This is a genomic window from Streptomyces sp. NPDC048603 (assembly GCF_043199475.1).
Classification (GTDB): Bacteria; Actinomycetota; Actinomycetes; order Streptomycetales; family Streptomycetaceae; genus Streptomyces.
Genome location: NZ_JBICVY010000009.1, coordinates 13,291 through 28,312 on the forward strand (window position 1 = coordinate 13,291; position 15,022 = coordinate 28,312).

19 protein-coding genes are annotated in these 15,022 nt (G+C 72.9%); 11 read left to right on the forward strand and 8 right to left on the reverse strand.

All coding sequences use genetic code 11. The features are described 5' to 3' along the window. Positions 1-312 precede the first annotated feature (312 nt). Positions 313-978 carry a response regulator gene (locus ACGFQ9_RS22740; RefSeq protein WP_393576026.1) on the reverse strand — a complete coding sequence of 222 codons (666 nt, stop codon included), beginning with the start codon at positions 976-978 and terminating at the stop codon, positions 313-315. Then, positions 975-2,012, reverse strand: coding sequence for a sensor histidine kinase (locus tag ACGFQ9_RS22745; RefSeq protein WP_393576027.1), 1,038 nt, complete (start codon positions 2,010-2,012; stop codon positions 975-977). Before ACGFQ9_RS22745 ends, ACGFQ9_RS22740 begins: the two co-directional genes overlap by 4 nt. On the opposite strand from ACGFQ9_RS22745, the gene ACGFQ9_RS22750 reads away from it, so the two are divergent. The 3 genes from ACGFQ9_RS22750 to ACGFQ9_RS22760 all read left to right on the forward strand — a co-directional run bounded on the left by ACGFQ9_RS22750 (position 2,005) and on the right by ACGFQ9_RS22760 (position 3,925). Further along, complete coding sequence (locus ACGFQ9_RS22750; protein ID WP_393576029.1) at positions 2,005-2,175, forward strand: hypothetical protein; 171 nt, start codon at positions 2,005-2,007, stop codon at positions 2,173-2,175. The genes ACGFQ9_RS22745 and ACGFQ9_RS22750 overlap by 8 nt on opposite strands. A gap of 241 nt (positions 2,176-2,416) precedes the next feature. After that, the gene (locus ACGFQ9_RS22755; RefSeq protein ID WP_393576031.1) at positions 2,417-2,740 is read left to right on the forward strand and encodes a DUF6223 family protein; all 324 of its coding nucleotides are present in this window, start codon (positions 2,417-2,419) and stop codon (positions 2,738-2,740) included. Positions 2,741-2,887: 147 nt separating this feature from the next. Then, positions 2,888-3,925, forward strand: a complete 1,038-nt coding sequence (locus ACGFQ9_RS22760) for an alpha/beta hydrolase (RefSeq protein WP_393576032.1) — start codon at positions 2,888-2,890, stop codon at positions 3,923-3,925. 162 nt (positions 3,926-4,087) lie between these two features. Here ACGFQ9_RS22760 and ACGFQ9_RS22765 read toward each other — a convergent pair whose 3' ends face one another. Beyond that, the gene (locus ACGFQ9_RS22765) at positions 4,088-5,086 is read right to left on the reverse strand and encodes a LysR family transcriptional regulator (protein WP_393576034.1); all 999 of its coding nucleotides are present in this window, start codon (positions 5,084-5,086) and stop codon (positions 4,088-4,090) included. Positions 5,087-5,157: 71 nt separating this feature from the next. On the opposite strand from ACGFQ9_RS22765, the gene ACGFQ9_RS22770 reads away from it, so the two are divergent. Continuing rightward, complete coding sequence (locus ACGFQ9_RS22770) at positions 5,158-5,832, forward strand: maleylpyruvate isomerase family mycothiol-dependent enzyme (protein ID WP_393576035.1); 675 nt, start codon at positions 5,158-5,160, stop codon at positions 5,830-5,832. Between the two features lie 140 nt (positions 5,833-5,972). Then, positions 5,973-7,001 (forward strand): sulfotransferase, encoded by a 1,029-nt coding sequence (locus tag ACGFQ9_RS22775; RefSeq protein ID WP_393576036.1) that lies wholly within the window; start codon positions 5,973-5,975, stop codon positions 6,999-7,001. 17 nt (positions 7,002-7,018) lie between these two features. Here the strand turns inward: ACGFQ9_RS22775 and ACGFQ9_RS22780 are convergent, their stop codons facing one another. Together ACGFQ9_RS22780 and ACGFQ9_RS22785 are read right to left on the reverse strand one after the other, a co-directional pair. Continuing rightward, a complete protein-coding gene (locus ACGFQ9_RS22780) occupies positions 7,019-7,486 on the reverse strand; it encodes a glutaredoxin domain-containing protein (RefSeq protein WP_393576038.1) in 468 nt (155 codons plus the stop codon). A 35-nt stretch (positions 7,487-7,521) separates the two neighbouring features. Then, on the reverse strand, positions 7,522-7,824 hold the full coding sequence (locus ACGFQ9_RS22785) for a hypothetical protein (RefSeq protein ID WP_393576040.1): 303 nt from the start codon (positions 7,822-7,824) through the stop codon (positions 7,522-7,524). Positions 7,825-8,138: 314 nt separating this feature from the next. Here ACGFQ9_RS22785 and ACGFQ9_RS22790 point away from each other — a divergent pair, with 314 nt between their 5' ends. The 4 genes from ACGFQ9_RS22790 to ACGFQ9_RS22805 all read left to right on the forward strand — a co-directional run bounded on the left by ACGFQ9_RS22790 (position 8,139) and on the right by ACGFQ9_RS22805 (position 11,165). Further along, a complete protein-coding gene (locus ACGFQ9_RS22790) occupies positions 8,139-8,663 on the forward strand; it encodes a VOC family protein (protein WP_393576042.1) in 525 nt (174 codons plus the stop codon). Positions 8,664-8,727: 64 nt separating this feature from the next. Then, entirely contained in the window at positions 8,728-9,717 is a 990-nt protein-coding gene (locus ACGFQ9_RS22795) for an NAD-dependent epimerase/dehydratase family protein (protein WP_393576044.1), read from the forward strand. 199 nt (positions 9,718-9,916) lie between these two features. Next, a complete protein-coding gene (locus ACGFQ9_RS22800) occupies positions 9,917-10,510 on the forward strand; it encodes a hypothetical protein (protein ID WP_393576045.1) in 594 nt (197 codons plus the stop codon). A 94-nt stretch (positions 10,511-10,604) separates the two neighbouring features. Further along, positions 10,605-11,165 (forward strand): YciI family protein, encoded by a 561-nt coding sequence (locus ACGFQ9_RS22805; RefSeq protein WP_393576046.1) that lies wholly within the window; start codon positions 10,605-10,607, stop codon positions 11,163-11,165. Positions 11,166-11,287: 122 nt separating this feature from the next. Here the strand turns inward: ACGFQ9_RS22805 and ACGFQ9_RS22810 are convergent, their stop codons facing one another. Further along, positions 11,288-11,530, reverse strand: a complete 243-nt coding sequence (locus tag ACGFQ9_RS22810; protein WP_393576048.1) for a hypothetical protein — start codon at positions 11,528-11,530, stop codon at positions 11,288-11,290. 473 nt (positions 11,531-12,003) lie between these two features. On the opposite strand from ACGFQ9_RS22810, the gene ACGFQ9_RS22815 reads away from it, so the two are divergent. After that, entirely contained in the window at positions 12,004-12,489 is a 486-nt protein-coding gene (locus ACGFQ9_RS22815) for a hypothetical protein (RefSeq protein ID WP_393576050.1), read from the forward strand. Between the two features lie 4 nt (positions 12,490-12,493). Here ACGFQ9_RS22815 and ACGFQ9_RS22820 read toward each other — a convergent pair whose 3' ends face one another. Continuing rightward, the gene (locus ACGFQ9_RS22820; protein WP_393576052.1) at positions 12,494-12,691 is read right to left on the reverse strand and encodes a hypothetical protein; all 198 of its coding nucleotides are present in this window, start codon (positions 12,689-12,691) and stop codon (positions 12,494-12,496) included. An 80-nt stretch (positions 12,692-12,771) separates the two neighbouring features. On the opposite strand from ACGFQ9_RS22820, the gene ACGFQ9_RS22825 reads away from it, so the two are divergent. After that, positions 12,772-13,113 carry a hypothetical protein gene (locus ACGFQ9_RS22825; protein ID WP_393576053.1) on the forward strand — a complete coding sequence of 114 codons (342 nt, stop codon included), beginning with the start codon at positions 12,772-12,774 and terminating at the stop codon, positions 13,111-13,113. 3 nt (positions 13,114-13,116) lie between these two features. Here ACGFQ9_RS22825 and ACGFQ9_RS22830 read toward each other — a convergent pair whose 3' ends face one another. Then, a complete protein-coding gene (locus tag ACGFQ9_RS22830) occupies positions 13,117-14,823 on the reverse strand; it encodes a phospholipase (RefSeq protein WP_393576055.1) in 1,707 nt (568 codons plus the stop codon). Positions 14,824-15,022 lie beyond the last annotated feature (199 nt).

The window sequence follows — 15,022 nt, forward strand, 5'->3', positions numbered from 1 at the left end:
CTCGGCCCTGGTGGAACGAGGGGCTCGCGCGTCTGTGATGCCACTATGGCACACAGATGGCGCCACCGCGAGCCATTAATGGCGTCATCGTTGGGGGCAGGGGTGCCACCGCCTGACCGCGCTTCACGAAGTCGCAGGTCAGGCGAGGTGCACCTGCGGCGCCAACGTGGCCGAACCGTCCGGCCTCATGGGGAGCCGACATGGCGCCGACGTGCACCGAGCCGGCGCCACCGACGGCGTCGGCGCCACCGGCGCTGCCGTCAGGAGCCGCCGTCAGGAGCCGCCGTCAGGAGCCGCCGTCAGGAGCCGCCGTCAGGAGCCGCCCGGGGATACCAGGCCGGATTCGTAGGCGAAGACGACGAGTTGGGCCCGGTCGCGGGCATGGAGCTTGGCCATGGCCCGGTTGATGTGGGTCTTCGCGGTCAAGGGAGTGATCACCATGTGTCCGGCGATCTCGTCGTTCGTCAGACCGCGCGCGACCAGGGCGACGGCCTCGCGTTCGCGGCCGGTCAGCTCGCCGAGGCCCGTGGCGGCAGCCGTGTCGCGGACCGGCTGCGCGACGTACCGGTGGATCAGTCTGCGGGTGATGGACGGGGCGAGCAGGGCGTCGCCGCGGGCGGCGACGCGCACGGCGTGCAGGAAGTCCTCCGGCAGGACGTCCTTGACCAGGAATCCGGCGGCGCCGGCGCGCAGCGCGTCGAGGACGTACTCGTCCATGCCGTAGTTGGTCAGGATGACGACGTGGACCGCGGCCAGGGTCGGGGCCGCGGCGATGCGCCGGGTCGCCTCGATGCCGTCGACGACCGGCATCGAGATGTCGACGAGCGCGACGTCGGGCACGTGCTCCAGGGCCAGCGCCAGCCCCTCCGCGCCGTCGCCGGCCTCGGCCACCACCTCGATGTCGTCCTCGAGGTCGAGGAGCGCGCGGAAACCGCTGCGGATGAGCGGCTGGTCGTCGACGAGCAGGACACGGATCACGAGGTCCGGCCCACGGGGTCCACGGGCAGCTCGGCCCGTACGGTGAAGCCACCCTCGCCCCGGGGTTCGGCACGCAGCCGGCCGCCGAGGGCGGTGACGCGTTCGCGCATCCCCAGGAGCCCGAGGCCGGGCGGCGGGGCACTGCCCGGCGTCGCCTTGCCGTCGTCGTCCACGCGGATCGCGAGGACGTCGGGACGGCAGTCGATCCGGACCGACGCCGTGGCCGCGTCGGCGTGCCGGGCGACGTTGGTCAGTGCCTCCTGGACGATCCGGTAGACGGTCCGGTCCACCGCGGCCGGCACGTCGTGCGGCCGGCCCTCGATCGTCAGCGTCGCGTCCAGGCCGAACCCGCGGGCGCGTTCCACCAGTTCCGTCACGTCGTCGAGTCCGCGGGGCGGGGTCGTGTCGTCGTCGCGCAGCGCCTCCAGCGTGGCGCGCAGCTCCCGGCTCGCCTCCCGCCCGGCCTCCTGGATCGCGAGGAGGGACGCCGGCACCTCCTCGCCCCGCCTGCGGGCCACGTGTACGGCGACCTCCGCCTGGACCTTGACGACCGAGATCTGGTGGGTCAGCGAGTCGTGCAGTTCCCGGGCGATGCGGAGCCGTTCCTCGTCGGCGCGGCGCCGGGCGGTCTCCTCCCGGGTACGTTCGGCCTCGTCGGCCCGCCGTTCCGCCTGCCTCAGCGCCTCCCCCGCCGCTCCGGCCGCGATCAGCCAGGCGATTTCGAGAGCGCCCCGGGCCCGCGCGAAGGCCTCGCCCGTGTCGTGCAGTCCGGAGGCCAGCGCCGCGAGCGGGAGCACGGCCAGCATGGCGGTGCTCGCGGCGATCGCGAGGGCGCGGTGCCCGGCCCGTACGGCCGAGTACACCGCGAACAGGTACGCGACGGCGGGCACGTCGAAGCCGGCCGCCTGGTACCCGGCGGCGCACAGACCGGTGACGCCCAGGACGGCCACGGGCGCCCGGCCGCGCGCGGCCAGCGCGAGGCCGCCGGCCACCAGCAGTCCGAGACCGAGGAGGTCGAGACCCGTCGTGGTCATGGTCGTGGATGTGGACGCGGCCGCGGACGTGGACGCGTTCGTGGCGGAACGCTGCCCGGACAGCCCGGTGATCAGGAGCGCCGTCGCCACACCGACAGCGATCGCCCAATCCCCGTACTGGGCCCACACCCTGGCACTTCCCGACTTCATGAGCGCACCCTAACCGGCCACCGCCGCGGGCGAGTCCCCCTCGCGGACCAGCGGATGGCTACTGCGGTCGTAGTACCTGAGCCGGATCTGCTGCGGCCGCGGCAGTGCGAAGTGTCTGCGTTCGCCAGACGAGCCAGAAGCCGTCCGGCGGGCACGATCTGCACCACCTGAGCGAGGGCCTGCAGCACGAGCCCGACCAGCCCAGCCAGCCCAGCCAGCCCAACGGCCCCATGGCCACAGGAGAAGGAGCACCCATGTCCGCCGACCACCTGCTCGCCGCCAGTGTCTACACCTTCAGCCTCGGACGCGTCGGAGCCGCCACCGGCGCGCTCCTCGGCCTCCTCGGCGTGATCGTCGCCTGGCGCGCCCTGTCCCGCCCCACCGGTCGCCCGGGTGCCACACCGGCCGTGGTGGCGGGCCTGGTCAGTGTGACCCTCGGCGGCCTGGTCGTGGCCACCGCCGAAGGCGGCGTCGGTACCGGCAACGGCCTCGGCGGGGCCTACGTGGCCCTGCTCTTCGGCCTCACCGCCACAGCGTTGGGCAGCTGGGCGCTGTCCCGCTCCCGGCGTACGCGCTGACCCCCTCGGATGCGCCGGTCCTGTCCTGGAGCAGCCCTCGGCGTGGCCGCTTGCCGCGAAGCGGGCGCCGGGCGTGTGATGTAGGTGGCCGAGGCGGACACCCGGAGCCGAGGGTGCTGAGGGTGCCGAGGTGAGGGTGAGGGAGCGATGGTGAGACGTCCCGCGCGCCGTTTTCTGCTCGCGGCCGGGGCCGGCGGGTCGGCCGCGGTCCTCGTCTCCGTCGCCTCCGGTGCCTTCCCTCTGCGGGGCGGCGCCGGGGCGCCGGGACCTGCGGCCTCCCCCACCCCGCCCAGTCCGTCCCCCTCCCGGACCGGCTCGCTGCGCACCGACCTGACCGTACGGAGCCGGGTGCTCGGCCGGGAGGTGCCGTACAGCCTCTACCTGTCCGCCGGGGTCGGCTCCGCGGCCCGCGGCGGCGGGCCGGACGGCCGGGTCCCGATGCTCGTCCTGCTGCACGGATCGAGCGGGAAGCACACGGACTGGGTCCTCAAGGGCAACATCGTGCCGACCCTGGAACGGGCCATCGCGGCGGGCCGGATCCCGGCGTGCGCCCTCGTCATGCCCGATGCCCGGCGCGACCCCGGCGGGCCGGGGGGCGAACAGGACGAGACGTTCTACATCAACGACGCGGCGTCCGGCGGCGGCTCCGTGCGCTACGAGGACATGTTCGTCGAGGAGTTCGTCCCGGCCGTCGAACGGGCCCACGGGCTGGGCGGCCGGACGGAGAAGCGGGCGGTCGCCGGGCTCTCGATGGGCGGCTACGGCGCGCTGATGTACGCCCTGCGGTATCCGGGCCTGTTCGGCGCCGCCGCCGGGCTGAGCACGGCGCACTTCACCGACGAGGGCTACCGTGCGATCCCGATGAAGGAGTGGAACCGCTTCTACGGCCATGCCTTCGGCCGCGACCTGTCCGGATCCGCCCGCCTGACGGACCGCTCCCGGGAGTACAACCTGGCGGGCATCGTCCGGCGTACCGCGCCCGGCCGGCTCCGGCGCGCCCGCTACCACCTGGCCTGTGGGACCGAGGACGTGAATCACCTGCCGGGGACCGAGGACCTGCGCGCGGCGTTCGCGGCCCGGGGTGTTGATGCCGACGTGGTGCTGGGGCCGGGCGGCCACGGCTGGGCCTACTGGAGCGTCGCGGCGGAGCGGATGCTGGACTTCTTCGGGCGGCAGCTCGGCTGACTGCGTTCCCTCACTTCCTCGCCTTCTCGCCTTCCCGCCTTCCCGCCTTCTCGTTTCCTCGTTTCCTCGTTTCCTCGTTTCCTCGTTTCCTCGTTTCCTCGTTTCCTCAAACTTTGCGGCGGCGTGAGCGGCCCCGGCGTCTCCGGTGCAGGCCGGTCGGTCCTACGGGGACCGGGGGTGGGTCCCTGGCGGTTGCGGGAGGGTTTCGGCCAGGCGGTCGAGAAGGGCCCGGGCCGCGGGGCTCGGCGGGCCGCCTGCCTGCCAGGCGAGCGCGATGCGGGCCCGCATCCCGGGCCGGACGATGCGCAGGATGCGGAGTCGGCCGACGGACCCGTCCTCGCCGGCCCCGCCGGCGGAGGCGTGGTCGTCCTCTCCTGCGGGCAGCACGGCGACGCCCAGGCCCCGCGCGGCGAACTGGGCGAGCACGTGTGGGGTGGCGGCCTCGAAGGAGACCCGGGGCCGGAATCCCGCCTGAGCGCAGCCACGTTCGAGCGCCGCACGCACCCCGGTGCCGCGCGGCAGGCAGATCAGCGGCCGGTCGCGCAGGGCGGCGAGCGGAACGCTGGTGCCGTCGTCGGCTTCGGCTTCGGCTTCGGCACCGGCACCGGCACCGGCGAGGCCGAGGAGGGGATCGCCGGGCGCGACGGCCGCGACCAGGGGAACGTCGATCACCGTCCGGAAGGCCAGTCCGGGCGGGGGCGTCTCCGCGGTCGGCCCGAGGACGGCGATGTCGAGCTCGCCGGCCAGGAGCGCGGCCTGCATCCGTTCCGTGGTGTCCTCGGTGAGGGACACCTCCAGGGCGGGGTGGGCGTTATGGAAGTCGGCGAGCAGAGCGGCGATGCCGAAGGCGTGGCCGGCGGCACCGGCGACCAGTCCGAGCCTGACCCGGCCGCGCAGCAGCCCCGTGAACACGTCCACGGTCTGCTGCACCGAGTCCGCGGCGGCCAGTGCGGCGCGGGCGTAGGGCAGGACCGCCCGGCCCACCTCGGTCAGCGTCACCGACCGGCCCGAGCGGTCGAACAGGGGCTGTCCCAACTCCCGCTCCAGTTGGCGGATCTGGGCACTGAGGCCGGGCTGGGCCAGATGCAGCCGGGCGGCGGCGCGGGTGAAACCGCCCTCCTCGACGACACAGACGAAGTAGCGCAGCTGGCGAAGCTCCATAAGCCGTGATTCTAGGTACCAGCAGAACCATCTACTGGCGATATGGACCGGTCGGCCGCAGGCTTGACCTCATGCAGAGAACAACAGCCCGCGAGCGGAACAGGGCCGTGCTCAAGGCCGTCATCGCGGCGGAACGCCGGGAACTGGCCGACCTGTTCGACACACTGCGGACCGGACAGTGGGACGCGCCGAGCCTCTGCGCGGGATGGCGGGTGCGTGAGGTCGTGGCGCACATGTCGATGGGGTTCCGGCTCTCCCTTCCCGCGACGCTCACGGAGTTGGCCAAGACGCGCGGGAACCTGCACCGTATGACCGACAGGCTCGCGCGCAGCGACGCGGCCGCCCATTCCACCACCGCGCTGGCCTCATTCGTCCGCGACAACGCCGACCACCCCTGGACCCCGCCGGTCGGCGGACTCGCGTCGGCGCTCGGTCACGACGTGGTGCACGGACTGGACGTCACCGTCGCCCTCGGCCTCGACCGGCGCGTTCCCGCGGACCGGCTGCGCATCCTGCTCGACGCGGTCCGGCCGGCCGGCCTGAGGTTCTTCGGCGCCGATCTGGACGGAGTGCGGCTGTGCGCCGAGGACCTCGACTGGTCGTACGGCTCCGGCACGCCCGTCTACGGCGCCGCCCAGGACCTGTTGCTGCTGGCCTACGGCCGCCGGCTGCCGGACGACGGCCGGCTCCGGGGAGCACCCGACGGCCGCTTCACCCGACCCGCCAGAGGGGTGGAAGAGGCGTAGGAGGTGCAGGAGGCAGAGGGGCGGAGGGGGCGGAGGGGCATGAGCCCCAGGGGTGGAACGGCGGCGGCGTGGGAAGCCTGCTCACGACCGGTACGGGCCGGTGAAGGAGACCGAGCGGACTTCCGCAGGAGAGTGATGGCGTGCGCACCCTGACCTTCGTCGTCGGTACGGGCCGCAGCGGGTCGACCGCACTGTCGGGCATCGTCAACGCCCACCCGGACGTGCTCAGCCTGAACGAGCTGCTGGCGTCGGTACAGAGCCGGGCCCTCCCGGAAGGGCTCTTGGACGGGACGGAGTTCTGGCGGCTCCTGTCCGACCCCAATCCGGTGTTCGAGCGGATGATCCGCAGCGGGGTGCCGATGCCGGAGTTCCTCTACACCCGCCGTCCCGGACGCTTCTCGACCGCGACCACCGGCATCCCCGCCCTGTCCCTCATGGTGCTTCCGCACCTGACCGACGACCCGGACGGCCTGTTCGACGAGCTGGAGAAGGAGGTACCGGGCTGGCCGGCCCGATCCGCGGCGGAGCACTGGGAGGCTGTGTTCGGCTTGCTGGGCGCGCGGTTCGGGCGTACGGCGGTGGTCGAGCGGTCGGGCTATTCGCTGGAGCGGGTGCCGCTGTTGCGCAGGGTCTTCCCGCAGGCGCGCTTCGTGCACCTGTTCAGGGACGGGCCCGACTGTGCGCTGTCCATGAGCCGGCACACCGGCTACCGGCTGATCTTCCTGTTGCGGGAGATCCTCGCGCGGACCGGCGCCGAGCGCGTCGAGGACCTGACCGGGGACCAGGTCCGGTCCCTGCCGCCCGAGCTGTCGCGGCTGCTGGCCGACCGTTTCGATCCCGCCCTGGTACTGGACCGCGAGCTGCCGACGGCGGGATTCGCCGCGCTGTGGTCGGAGCTCGTCGTCCGGGGCGTGGCCCATCTCGGCCGGCTGCCGGCCCCGGTGCGGACCACGCTCTCCTACGAGGACCTGCTCGACGAACCCCGCGAGCAGCTGACGCGGCTGGCGGGGTTCATCGGCGTCGAGCCGCTGCCGCGATGGCTCGACGTCGGCGCCGCGCGCCTGGACTCCGGCCGGCGCGGCGCCTCCCGGCGACTGCCGGCAGCCGAACTGGAGGCACTGCGGGAAGCGTGTGCTCCGGGCACCCGGGCCCTGGCGGTGCGGGGCTGACCGGTGGGTGGTTGCCGTCAGGGGGCGGGGTGCGAGTCCGCGTCCTTCGCGGGGCGCGGCTGTAGCTGTTCCCGCACCCATGCCGGATCGGGGTTGGTGTGCGGGCGGCCCGCCACGACGACCGTCGGCACGGTCTCGTTGCCCTCGTTGGCCCGCCGCACCGCTGCCGCTCCGTCCGGGTCACGCCAGATGTCGACCCAGTGCAGCCGGTGCGCGGCGCCGCCCAACCGGATGCGCAGGCGCAGACAGTACGTACAGCCCGGCCGCCAGAAGACGATCGGCCGGCCGTCGGCCGCACTGCGCTGCTGCGCCTCGAGGGCGCCGATCGACCTCGGGAAGATCAGGGGCGAGGTCACGCCGGCGAGGAGCACGAACACCGGCAGGAGCGCTGCGGCCACGCGCGGGTTTCCCTGGAGGTACTGCCCGGTCGCGACGAGCGAACCGCAGAGCACGAGCAGCATCGGCAGGACCCACACACGCATCATGACGACGCAGCCTACCGAGGGCGTTCTTCTGCGGCTTATCGGTCGTCCCGGAGCTGCTTGAGCCTGGCGGCGTAGCGGGTCGCGATGCGTGCGGTCTCGTCCGCGTCCGCGGTCTCCAGGCGGTCCAGTTCGTCCACGGCGTCGTCCCGGGCCGTGAGCCAGGCACCCACCAGGTCACCGCCGTCGCCGGGGCTCCGGCGGGCGGATGCCAGGCGGGCGTTGTAGCAGGAGATCACCTGCTTCAGCGTGGTCGCGGCCTGCTTCGTGCCGTTGTCGGTGCCGTCGGGGTCGTGCTGCGGCCGCTGGTGGGGGTCTTCGGGGGCGACAGCGCTGGACACGACTGACAACTCCTCGGCTCATGCCGGCGTGCTCGGCCGGCTGCGTGTCCTCGGCTCGCCCGGCGTCCCGCGAGCTGTTCGAGCAGCGATCATGACGGGCTCGCGCCGCTGACGCATCCCGGGGCGGAAAACCTTGACGCATCCCTAACGCGGTCCGTGTCACGGGCGGAGCAGACGACCGACGGGCGACCGGCGGCGGGGCGACGGGGCGACGCAGTTTCGTCGTGAGTAGGTCAGGTTCTGACCTGGTTGCGGCGTAGCGTCGGCGTACCGCGCCGGAAGGTGCGGGCGAGTGGAGACGGAAGGGGACGGCGATGAAGCACACCGCACCTGAGGGGTACACCAGCGTGGCGCCGTGGGTGGTCACCGACGACACGGGAGCGCTGCTCGACTTCGTCGCCGCCGCATTCGACGGCGTGGAACTGGCCCGGGTGCCGGTCGAGGACGGCACCATCGGCCATGGCGAGATCCGGGTCGGCGACACGGTCGTCCTGGCCTTCGACCGCCGTCCCGACTGGCCCGTGATGCCTTCGCTGTTGCGGATCTACGTCCCCGACGCGGACGCGGCGATGGCCGCTGCCGTGGCGCACGGGGCGCAGGTGATCACCGAGGCCGGCAACAGCGCGTGGGGCGATCGCGGCGGCCGGGTCCGTGACCCCTTCGGCAACATCTGGTGGGTGGTGAGCCATGTCGAGGACGTCGACCCGGACACGGCGTGGCGGCGCATGTCCGAGCCGGAGTACGCGGTGTCGATGCGCAGGGCCCAGGAGACACTGGATGCCGCGTTGAGCGGGCGGGCGTCGGGCGTCTCCAGCGCGCCCGTGCGGCCGGGGGACTGACGGCTCGGCTCAGCTGTCGGCGAAGGGGGCGGAACTCGCCGGACACCTGTGCTGGAGTGGGCTGATGAGGATCCTGATACTGGGTGGAACGGCATGGCTGGGCCGGGAGATCTCCCGACAGGCACTGGCGCGCGGGCACGGGGTGACCTGTATGGCCCGCGGCGAGAGCGGCGCGGTGGCCGAGGGCGCTGTGCTGCTCCCCACGGACCGGCGCGAGGCCTCGGCGTACGAACGGGTGGCCGACCAGGACTGGGACGCCGTGGTCGAGGTGTCGTGGCAGCCCCGCTTCGTCCGCGGGGCGCTGGCGGCCCTCGCGGACCGTGCGGCCCACTGGACGTACGTCTCCTCGGTCAGCGCGTACGCCTCGCACGACCGGCCGGGCGCGGACGAATCGGCCGGACTGCTGCCCGCCACCGACCAGGACGAACCCGGCCGGGACCAGTACGGCGAGGCCAAGTCGGCCTGCGAGGAGGCCTCGGCGAACGCCGTCGAGGACCGGCTCCTGGTGGCCCGGGCGGGACTGATCGGCGGACCGGGCGACCACAGCGGTCGCACGGGCTACTGGGTGGCCCGGGCGGCCCGCGACCCGTTGTCACCGCTCCTGGTACCGGACTCCCCGAACCTGCCGACCCAGGTGGTGGACGTACGGGACCTCGCCGCATGGCTGCTCGACTGTGCCGAGCGGGGCACCACCGGCACGTACGACGCGGTGGGCCCGATCGTTCCGTTCGGCGAGTGGGTGGCCCTGTCCCGGGAGATCGGCGGCCACCGCGGACCGGTGGTGGAGGCGGACTCCCGGTGGCTGCTGGCGCAGAACGTGCCCGAGTTCATGGGCGAGGAATCCCTGGCCATGTGGCTGACCGACCCGGACTGGTCCGGCTTCAGCGCCCGCCCGGGCACGGCGGCGTCCGCGGCGGGCCTCCGCCACCGCCCCCGCCGGGAACTCCTGGCGGATCTCCTCCGGTGGGAACGCGCGGAAGGCCTGACCCGCCCCCGCCGAGCGGGCCTGACCCCGGCACGCGAACGCGAACTCCTGACGGCTCTGCGCGGCTAGTGCTGTGACCGCAAAGGATCGCCGGCCGCCCGGAGGGCGTGCCCGACAACGTCGCGGGGCGCGGTGCCGGGCGTCGCGGGACGGGCGAGACTTTGCGGACACGGCCCAGGGCCTGTCCGGCGGATCTCGGACGCCTCGTCCCTCCGACACCGAAGTGATCTACGATCGGACACCGCCGTGCACAATTGGGGGACATGACGTGGCGTCAAGCATTGTCGGTTCGAAAAGACCGGGCAGCATATCGGCGGCCCTTCTGCCGGCGCTGCTGCTCGCCTCCCTGACGGCGTGCTCCGCCGCCGAGCCGGGACAGAGCACCGCGCCCACGCCCGTGAAGCCGCCCGTCGTGTCGACCGAACCCACCGCGTCGGCGGAAGAGCAGGCCGAACAGCAGGTCGTCGCCGCGTACCGCGGCTTCCACACGGTCACCTCGGCTGCCTTCCAGACCGGGCAGCTGAACGACGCGGAACTGCGGAAGTACGCGAGGGACAAGGCCCACGGCGGCGCGATCGTCTCTCTTGAGTGGCTCCGCGAGCGCAAGTTGAAGGTCGTCGGCCAGGATTCCATCAGTCCCCGGGTGACGGCGATCGACCTGGCGGGCGATCCCAAGACCGCCACGGTGTCGGACTGCCGCGACACGAGCGGCACGGACACCGTGTACAAGTCCACCGGGGAGTCGGCCCTCAAGCCCGACTCGAAGGAACCGCGACGCAAGCCGGTCACCGCCAAAGCCGTAGCGGTCGACGGCCGCTGGCTCATCAGCGACTACGAGATCGACCGAACCCGCACGTGCTGAACCACCACTCCGTCCGGGCGGTGGGAGACGGGTCTCCGTCGGCGGTGGGTGAAATCCGTTGATCGGCGGTCGGCCGTTGGGAGAGGGTCGGGGGATGGAGTTCTTCTGTTACCACCGCGACCGGCCCGGTTCCGCAGCTCTGCGCATGGAGCTGCTGGAACGGCACTGGTCCTACATGGACCTGTACGAGAAGGAACTGATCGCCCGCGGGCCGACGTTCGGGGAAGACGGCGAGACGCCGAGCGGCAGCGTGCACATCGTCGATCTGCCGGATGCGGCCGCCGCGCGGGCGTTCGCCTTCGACGAGCCCGGCTACCAGGCCGGGGTGTACCGGGACGTGCTGGTGCGCCGGTGGCGCAACCTGCTGGGGCGCACCATGTGGGAGTTCCCCGGCGGCCGGTCCGGCGGGAACCGGTACCTGGTGCTCGGCCTCGGCGCCGCCGGGGGCACGGGGCGGGCCGTCGACGCCGAGGTACCGGCCGAGCGGGACGGGCTGATCGCGTACGGGCCGCTGCTGTCGGACGACGGGCTCACCTGGCTGGGGACCGCGGCGCTGGTCCGGGCCCCGGACGCCGGGGCGGCTCGTGCCGTCCTGACGGTGGACGGGTACGCCGACGTCGAGGTGCACGAGTGGGAGTTCGGCGGGCGTCGGTGAGGGTGCCGCCGGTCAGGCCGGTCAGGCCGGCCTGACCGGGATCACGGCGTTCCCGGCCCGCGTGGTCCCTGCCGCGGTGAGCACCACCGCGGCAGGGCGGGCGGACCGGATCCGCCGGTTGCTCAGGCGCCCAGGTGGCCGGCCTTCGCCCAGTCCTTCTCGCCCGAGGTGACGCAGGTGGTGGCGTAGGCGGGACCGGTCAGCGGGGGAACGGCCACCGTGGTGGAGCAGTTGGACGTGTAGGCCGCGTGGCCGCCGTAGAAGCGGTCGATGTCCACGTGTCCGTCGGCGGCGGCGGCGCCGGCGCCGGCCAGCAGGATGCCGGCGGCCATGAACGAGGCGGTCAGGGCGGAGCGGATACGCATGACTCTCCTATAGATGTCGGAATGACGCGTCGACGTACGCGCGCGTCGGCCGGTTAAACATCACGAGGGGGCGATGCGGAACTGCCATTCACTCCAATGCCGGAGCAGTATCGTTTCGGCGCCGATTTTCGCCCCGCGGGCGCCCACACGCCACGACCATCCTGCTCCGTTGGCCTTTCAGCTGCCGGCCTCATGCATCCTCCGGAAGCGCGAGCCGGTGGAGTCCATCGTGCCGGGCGGCTTCATCGGCCCTTCACCGGGGGCCTGGTGCCGGCCCGGAACGCACCGGAGCCGCCCGCCGCCGGCGGGCACGCGGAACTCGTGTCACCGTCCGCGGCCGGGTCGCTCCGGTCGCCGGCCCCGGACCGGCTCCGGACCGGCTCCGGCGAAGGATCGGCCGAACCAGCAGGGAAACGGGATCGCCGGGCGTGGGGCGGCCACCGCCCCCGCCATCGCTGCCACGCTCGACAGCCATGGACGTCAACACCTTCTACGCGCTCTTCTCCGCCACCTGTTTCACCCTGGTGGGCCTGTGGTGGAACGTGGTCCAGAGCCATCCGGAATGGATGCGGGAGCCCGGCCTGCGCCGCATCACCGGCGGCATCTACCTGTCCTTCCTGCTGCCCGCTCTGATGGGGCTCTTCGCCCAGGTCGGCGGCGCGGAACAGCCGGAGATCTGGCAGGCGGCCTTCGTCGTCCTGGCGCTGGTCGGCTGCCTGAGCACCGGCCGCCTGCTCTCCCGCACCCACGGCGACCGCCTCGTCCTCGGGCAGCAGGCGGGCGCCGCGATCCTCTACGCCCTGATCGCCGTCGTCGGGGCCTTCCCCGGGCTGGCCGGGCGCATCGGCCTGCAGCCCTTCCAGGCCGAGGCCCTGCTGCTGATCGCACTGATCGTCCTGGGCCATGCGCTGGTCTGGCACTTCATGGCCGGGGAAGGCCGCTCCGGCGAACGCGCGTGACGGGTCAGTCCCACTTGTACCCGTCGCCGAAGTTCAGCGTGTGCTCCAGGACGTCCTCCAGCGGGTCGTCGATCTGCCCGGTGTTGATGAGCGCCACGACGGGCGCGTTGTGCGAGTCGTGGTGGTGTTCGTCCGCCGTGGCGGGGCCGGCGGCGGCAGCGGCGAAGGCGGCCACGAGGGCGGCCGTAATGATCTTCTTCATGTGCGGACCAACGACACCCCGGCTGACAGGATGCGGGTATCCACACGCAGCAGCAGGAAACCAGGAACCGGGAGTCGGACATGGCACGCTCGCTCGACGGACTCGTCTTTGTGCCCGTGGCCGACCAGGCCCCCGGCCAGGTCGGCCGGCAGACCCGGTTCGAGTACCGCGAGCGGGAGGGCGGTATCTGGGCCGAGTACGCCGGCGGGGACGTGGTCAGGGGGTATCTGGTCGGCACCCGGGCCGGTGACACCGTCGACTTCCGCTACGTACAGCTCCGTGCCGACGGCAGCACCGCCTCCGGGCACTGCACCTCACTGGTGACGGAACTCCCCGACGGTCGCCTCCGTCTGGAGGAGACGTGGACCTGGGAGTCCCAGGACGGCAGCGGGACCAGCGCCGTCGAGGAGCCGGTCCGCTGACGGTCAGGCCTGGCAGATGCCGCGCTCGTGGTCGTACGTGGCGGTGGCCTTCGAGTGGCGCCACTGCGGGGCCAGCAGGTCGCCGTCCAGCTGGGCGGCCGCTGCCGGGCTCTCCACGACGTAGCCGAAGTCCTGGAGCCAGGACGGGTAGAGGTTTTTGGAACCGATGTAGAAGGCGGAGCCGTCGACCGAGACCAGCTTGTGGTGCTGGGCGTAGGGGTGCCCGTCGGCCCAGGTGGGGCGGTCGGAGGCGCGGAACGTGGCGAGCTGGAGGTTGGAGCACATCGCGGTGCGGGCCGCCTTCGGGTCCCCGGTGAGCGCGGTCAGGCGGGCGCGCAGGACGTCGCTGATCTCGTTCAGGGACTTGATCTGCGAGTAGCCGCCGCTGCCCACCGCGCCGCGGTTGGCCGGGTCGCTGACGACGACGCGGACCTTGACCCCGCCGGCGAGCTTGGCGGCGAGGGTGTCGTAGAGGCGGATGTCGTAGCGGGGCAGCGGCGGGCAGGTGGCGTTCATGTCCTGCTGCGAGATCTCGATGTGGTTCTCGGCGGCCGCGATGAGGGAGCGCAGCGCGCTCTCCTCCGGGTTGACGGTGTCGTAGTCGCGGTCGGCGTTGGTGTTGTCGTGGAGGCCCACCACGCACTTGGTGTCGGGTGCGGTCGGGAGGGCGGGGGCGAAGCGGGAGGACGGGTCGCGGTCCTTGATGCCGACGCCGAGCCCGCCGACGGCCACGACCGGTACGCCTTCGCCGGAGCCGGAGCCGGAGCCGGAGCCCGCGCCCGTGCCTGTGCCCGGGGCCGCTCCGGCGCCCTGGTCCTGGCCGCCGTTCGCCGGGGCGGTGTCGCGCGGCAGGGTCGGCATGCAGCCGGCGCCGTTGGAGGAGGCGAACCAGACGCTGGCCCAGTTGGACTTGTTGCGGCAGGTCCAGTCCCACAGGGTGTCCAGGTAGGCACTCGCCGAGCCGGCGGCCGGGCCGGTCAGGGCGAGGTCCACGTCCGCCACGGGGTGGGCGGTGTCCAGGTAGTCGCCCTTCCAGTTGTTGATGCCGCCGGTGATCACGGAGGTGCCGTCGACGACCAGGAGCTTGGAGTGGTTCCAGGAGAACGCCGTCTTCGACGTGGTCATGGAGGCGACGTTGAGGGTGATGTTCCGCGCGGCGGCGGGCCCGAGCCTGTCCACCAGCTCGTCGCGGTACCGGGAGGGGATGACCGTCGAGTGGTAGAGGGGCGCGGCGCCGACCAGGATCCGTACCTCGAGCCGGTTGCCGGACTCCGCCGACCGCTTGAGGCCCGCCACGATGGCGTCCTGGAAGGCGCCGTCGGGGAAGGGCGCGAGGGTGGAGATGTCGACGCTGCGCCGGGCCCGGGAGATGTTCTCGGTGGTCTTCTCCAGCAGGCGCCGGGTGCCGGGCCGGTCGGCGCACGCGGGATCGCCCCAGCAGCCGGGCGTCTGCAGCAGCCAGTCCGCGCCGCCGGGGGTCGAGGCGTCGAGGCGGTTGCCCGCGGTGCGTTCCCACACGCTGCCTTCGAGGCCGGGCGACACCTGGCGGAGGGTCTGCTCGACCGCGTCCAGGTACGGCGTGGCGCCGGAGGAGGGGGCGCCGGCGGCGGGGCCGGTGGGACCGGCGGGGGCGGCGAGTGCGCCCGTGGCCGGGAGCAGGGTGAGGGCGAGGGCGAGGGCTGGAACCGCCGCGTGGCGCGGACGTATCACGGTGTTTCCTTCGTGCGGTGAACTGCGGGTGAACCAAGATCGACTCGCGGAAGTTACCAGCAAGTAGGGGCAGTTGGGTACTTCGAGGGACAGATCCGGCCAGGGGCCCCGCGGTCGGCCGCGCGGCCGCGCCCGGCGCGAATGCTTCGGCCACCGTTCACGGGATGCGCCCTTGGCGGAGGGCCCGCGTTCGGGCGCT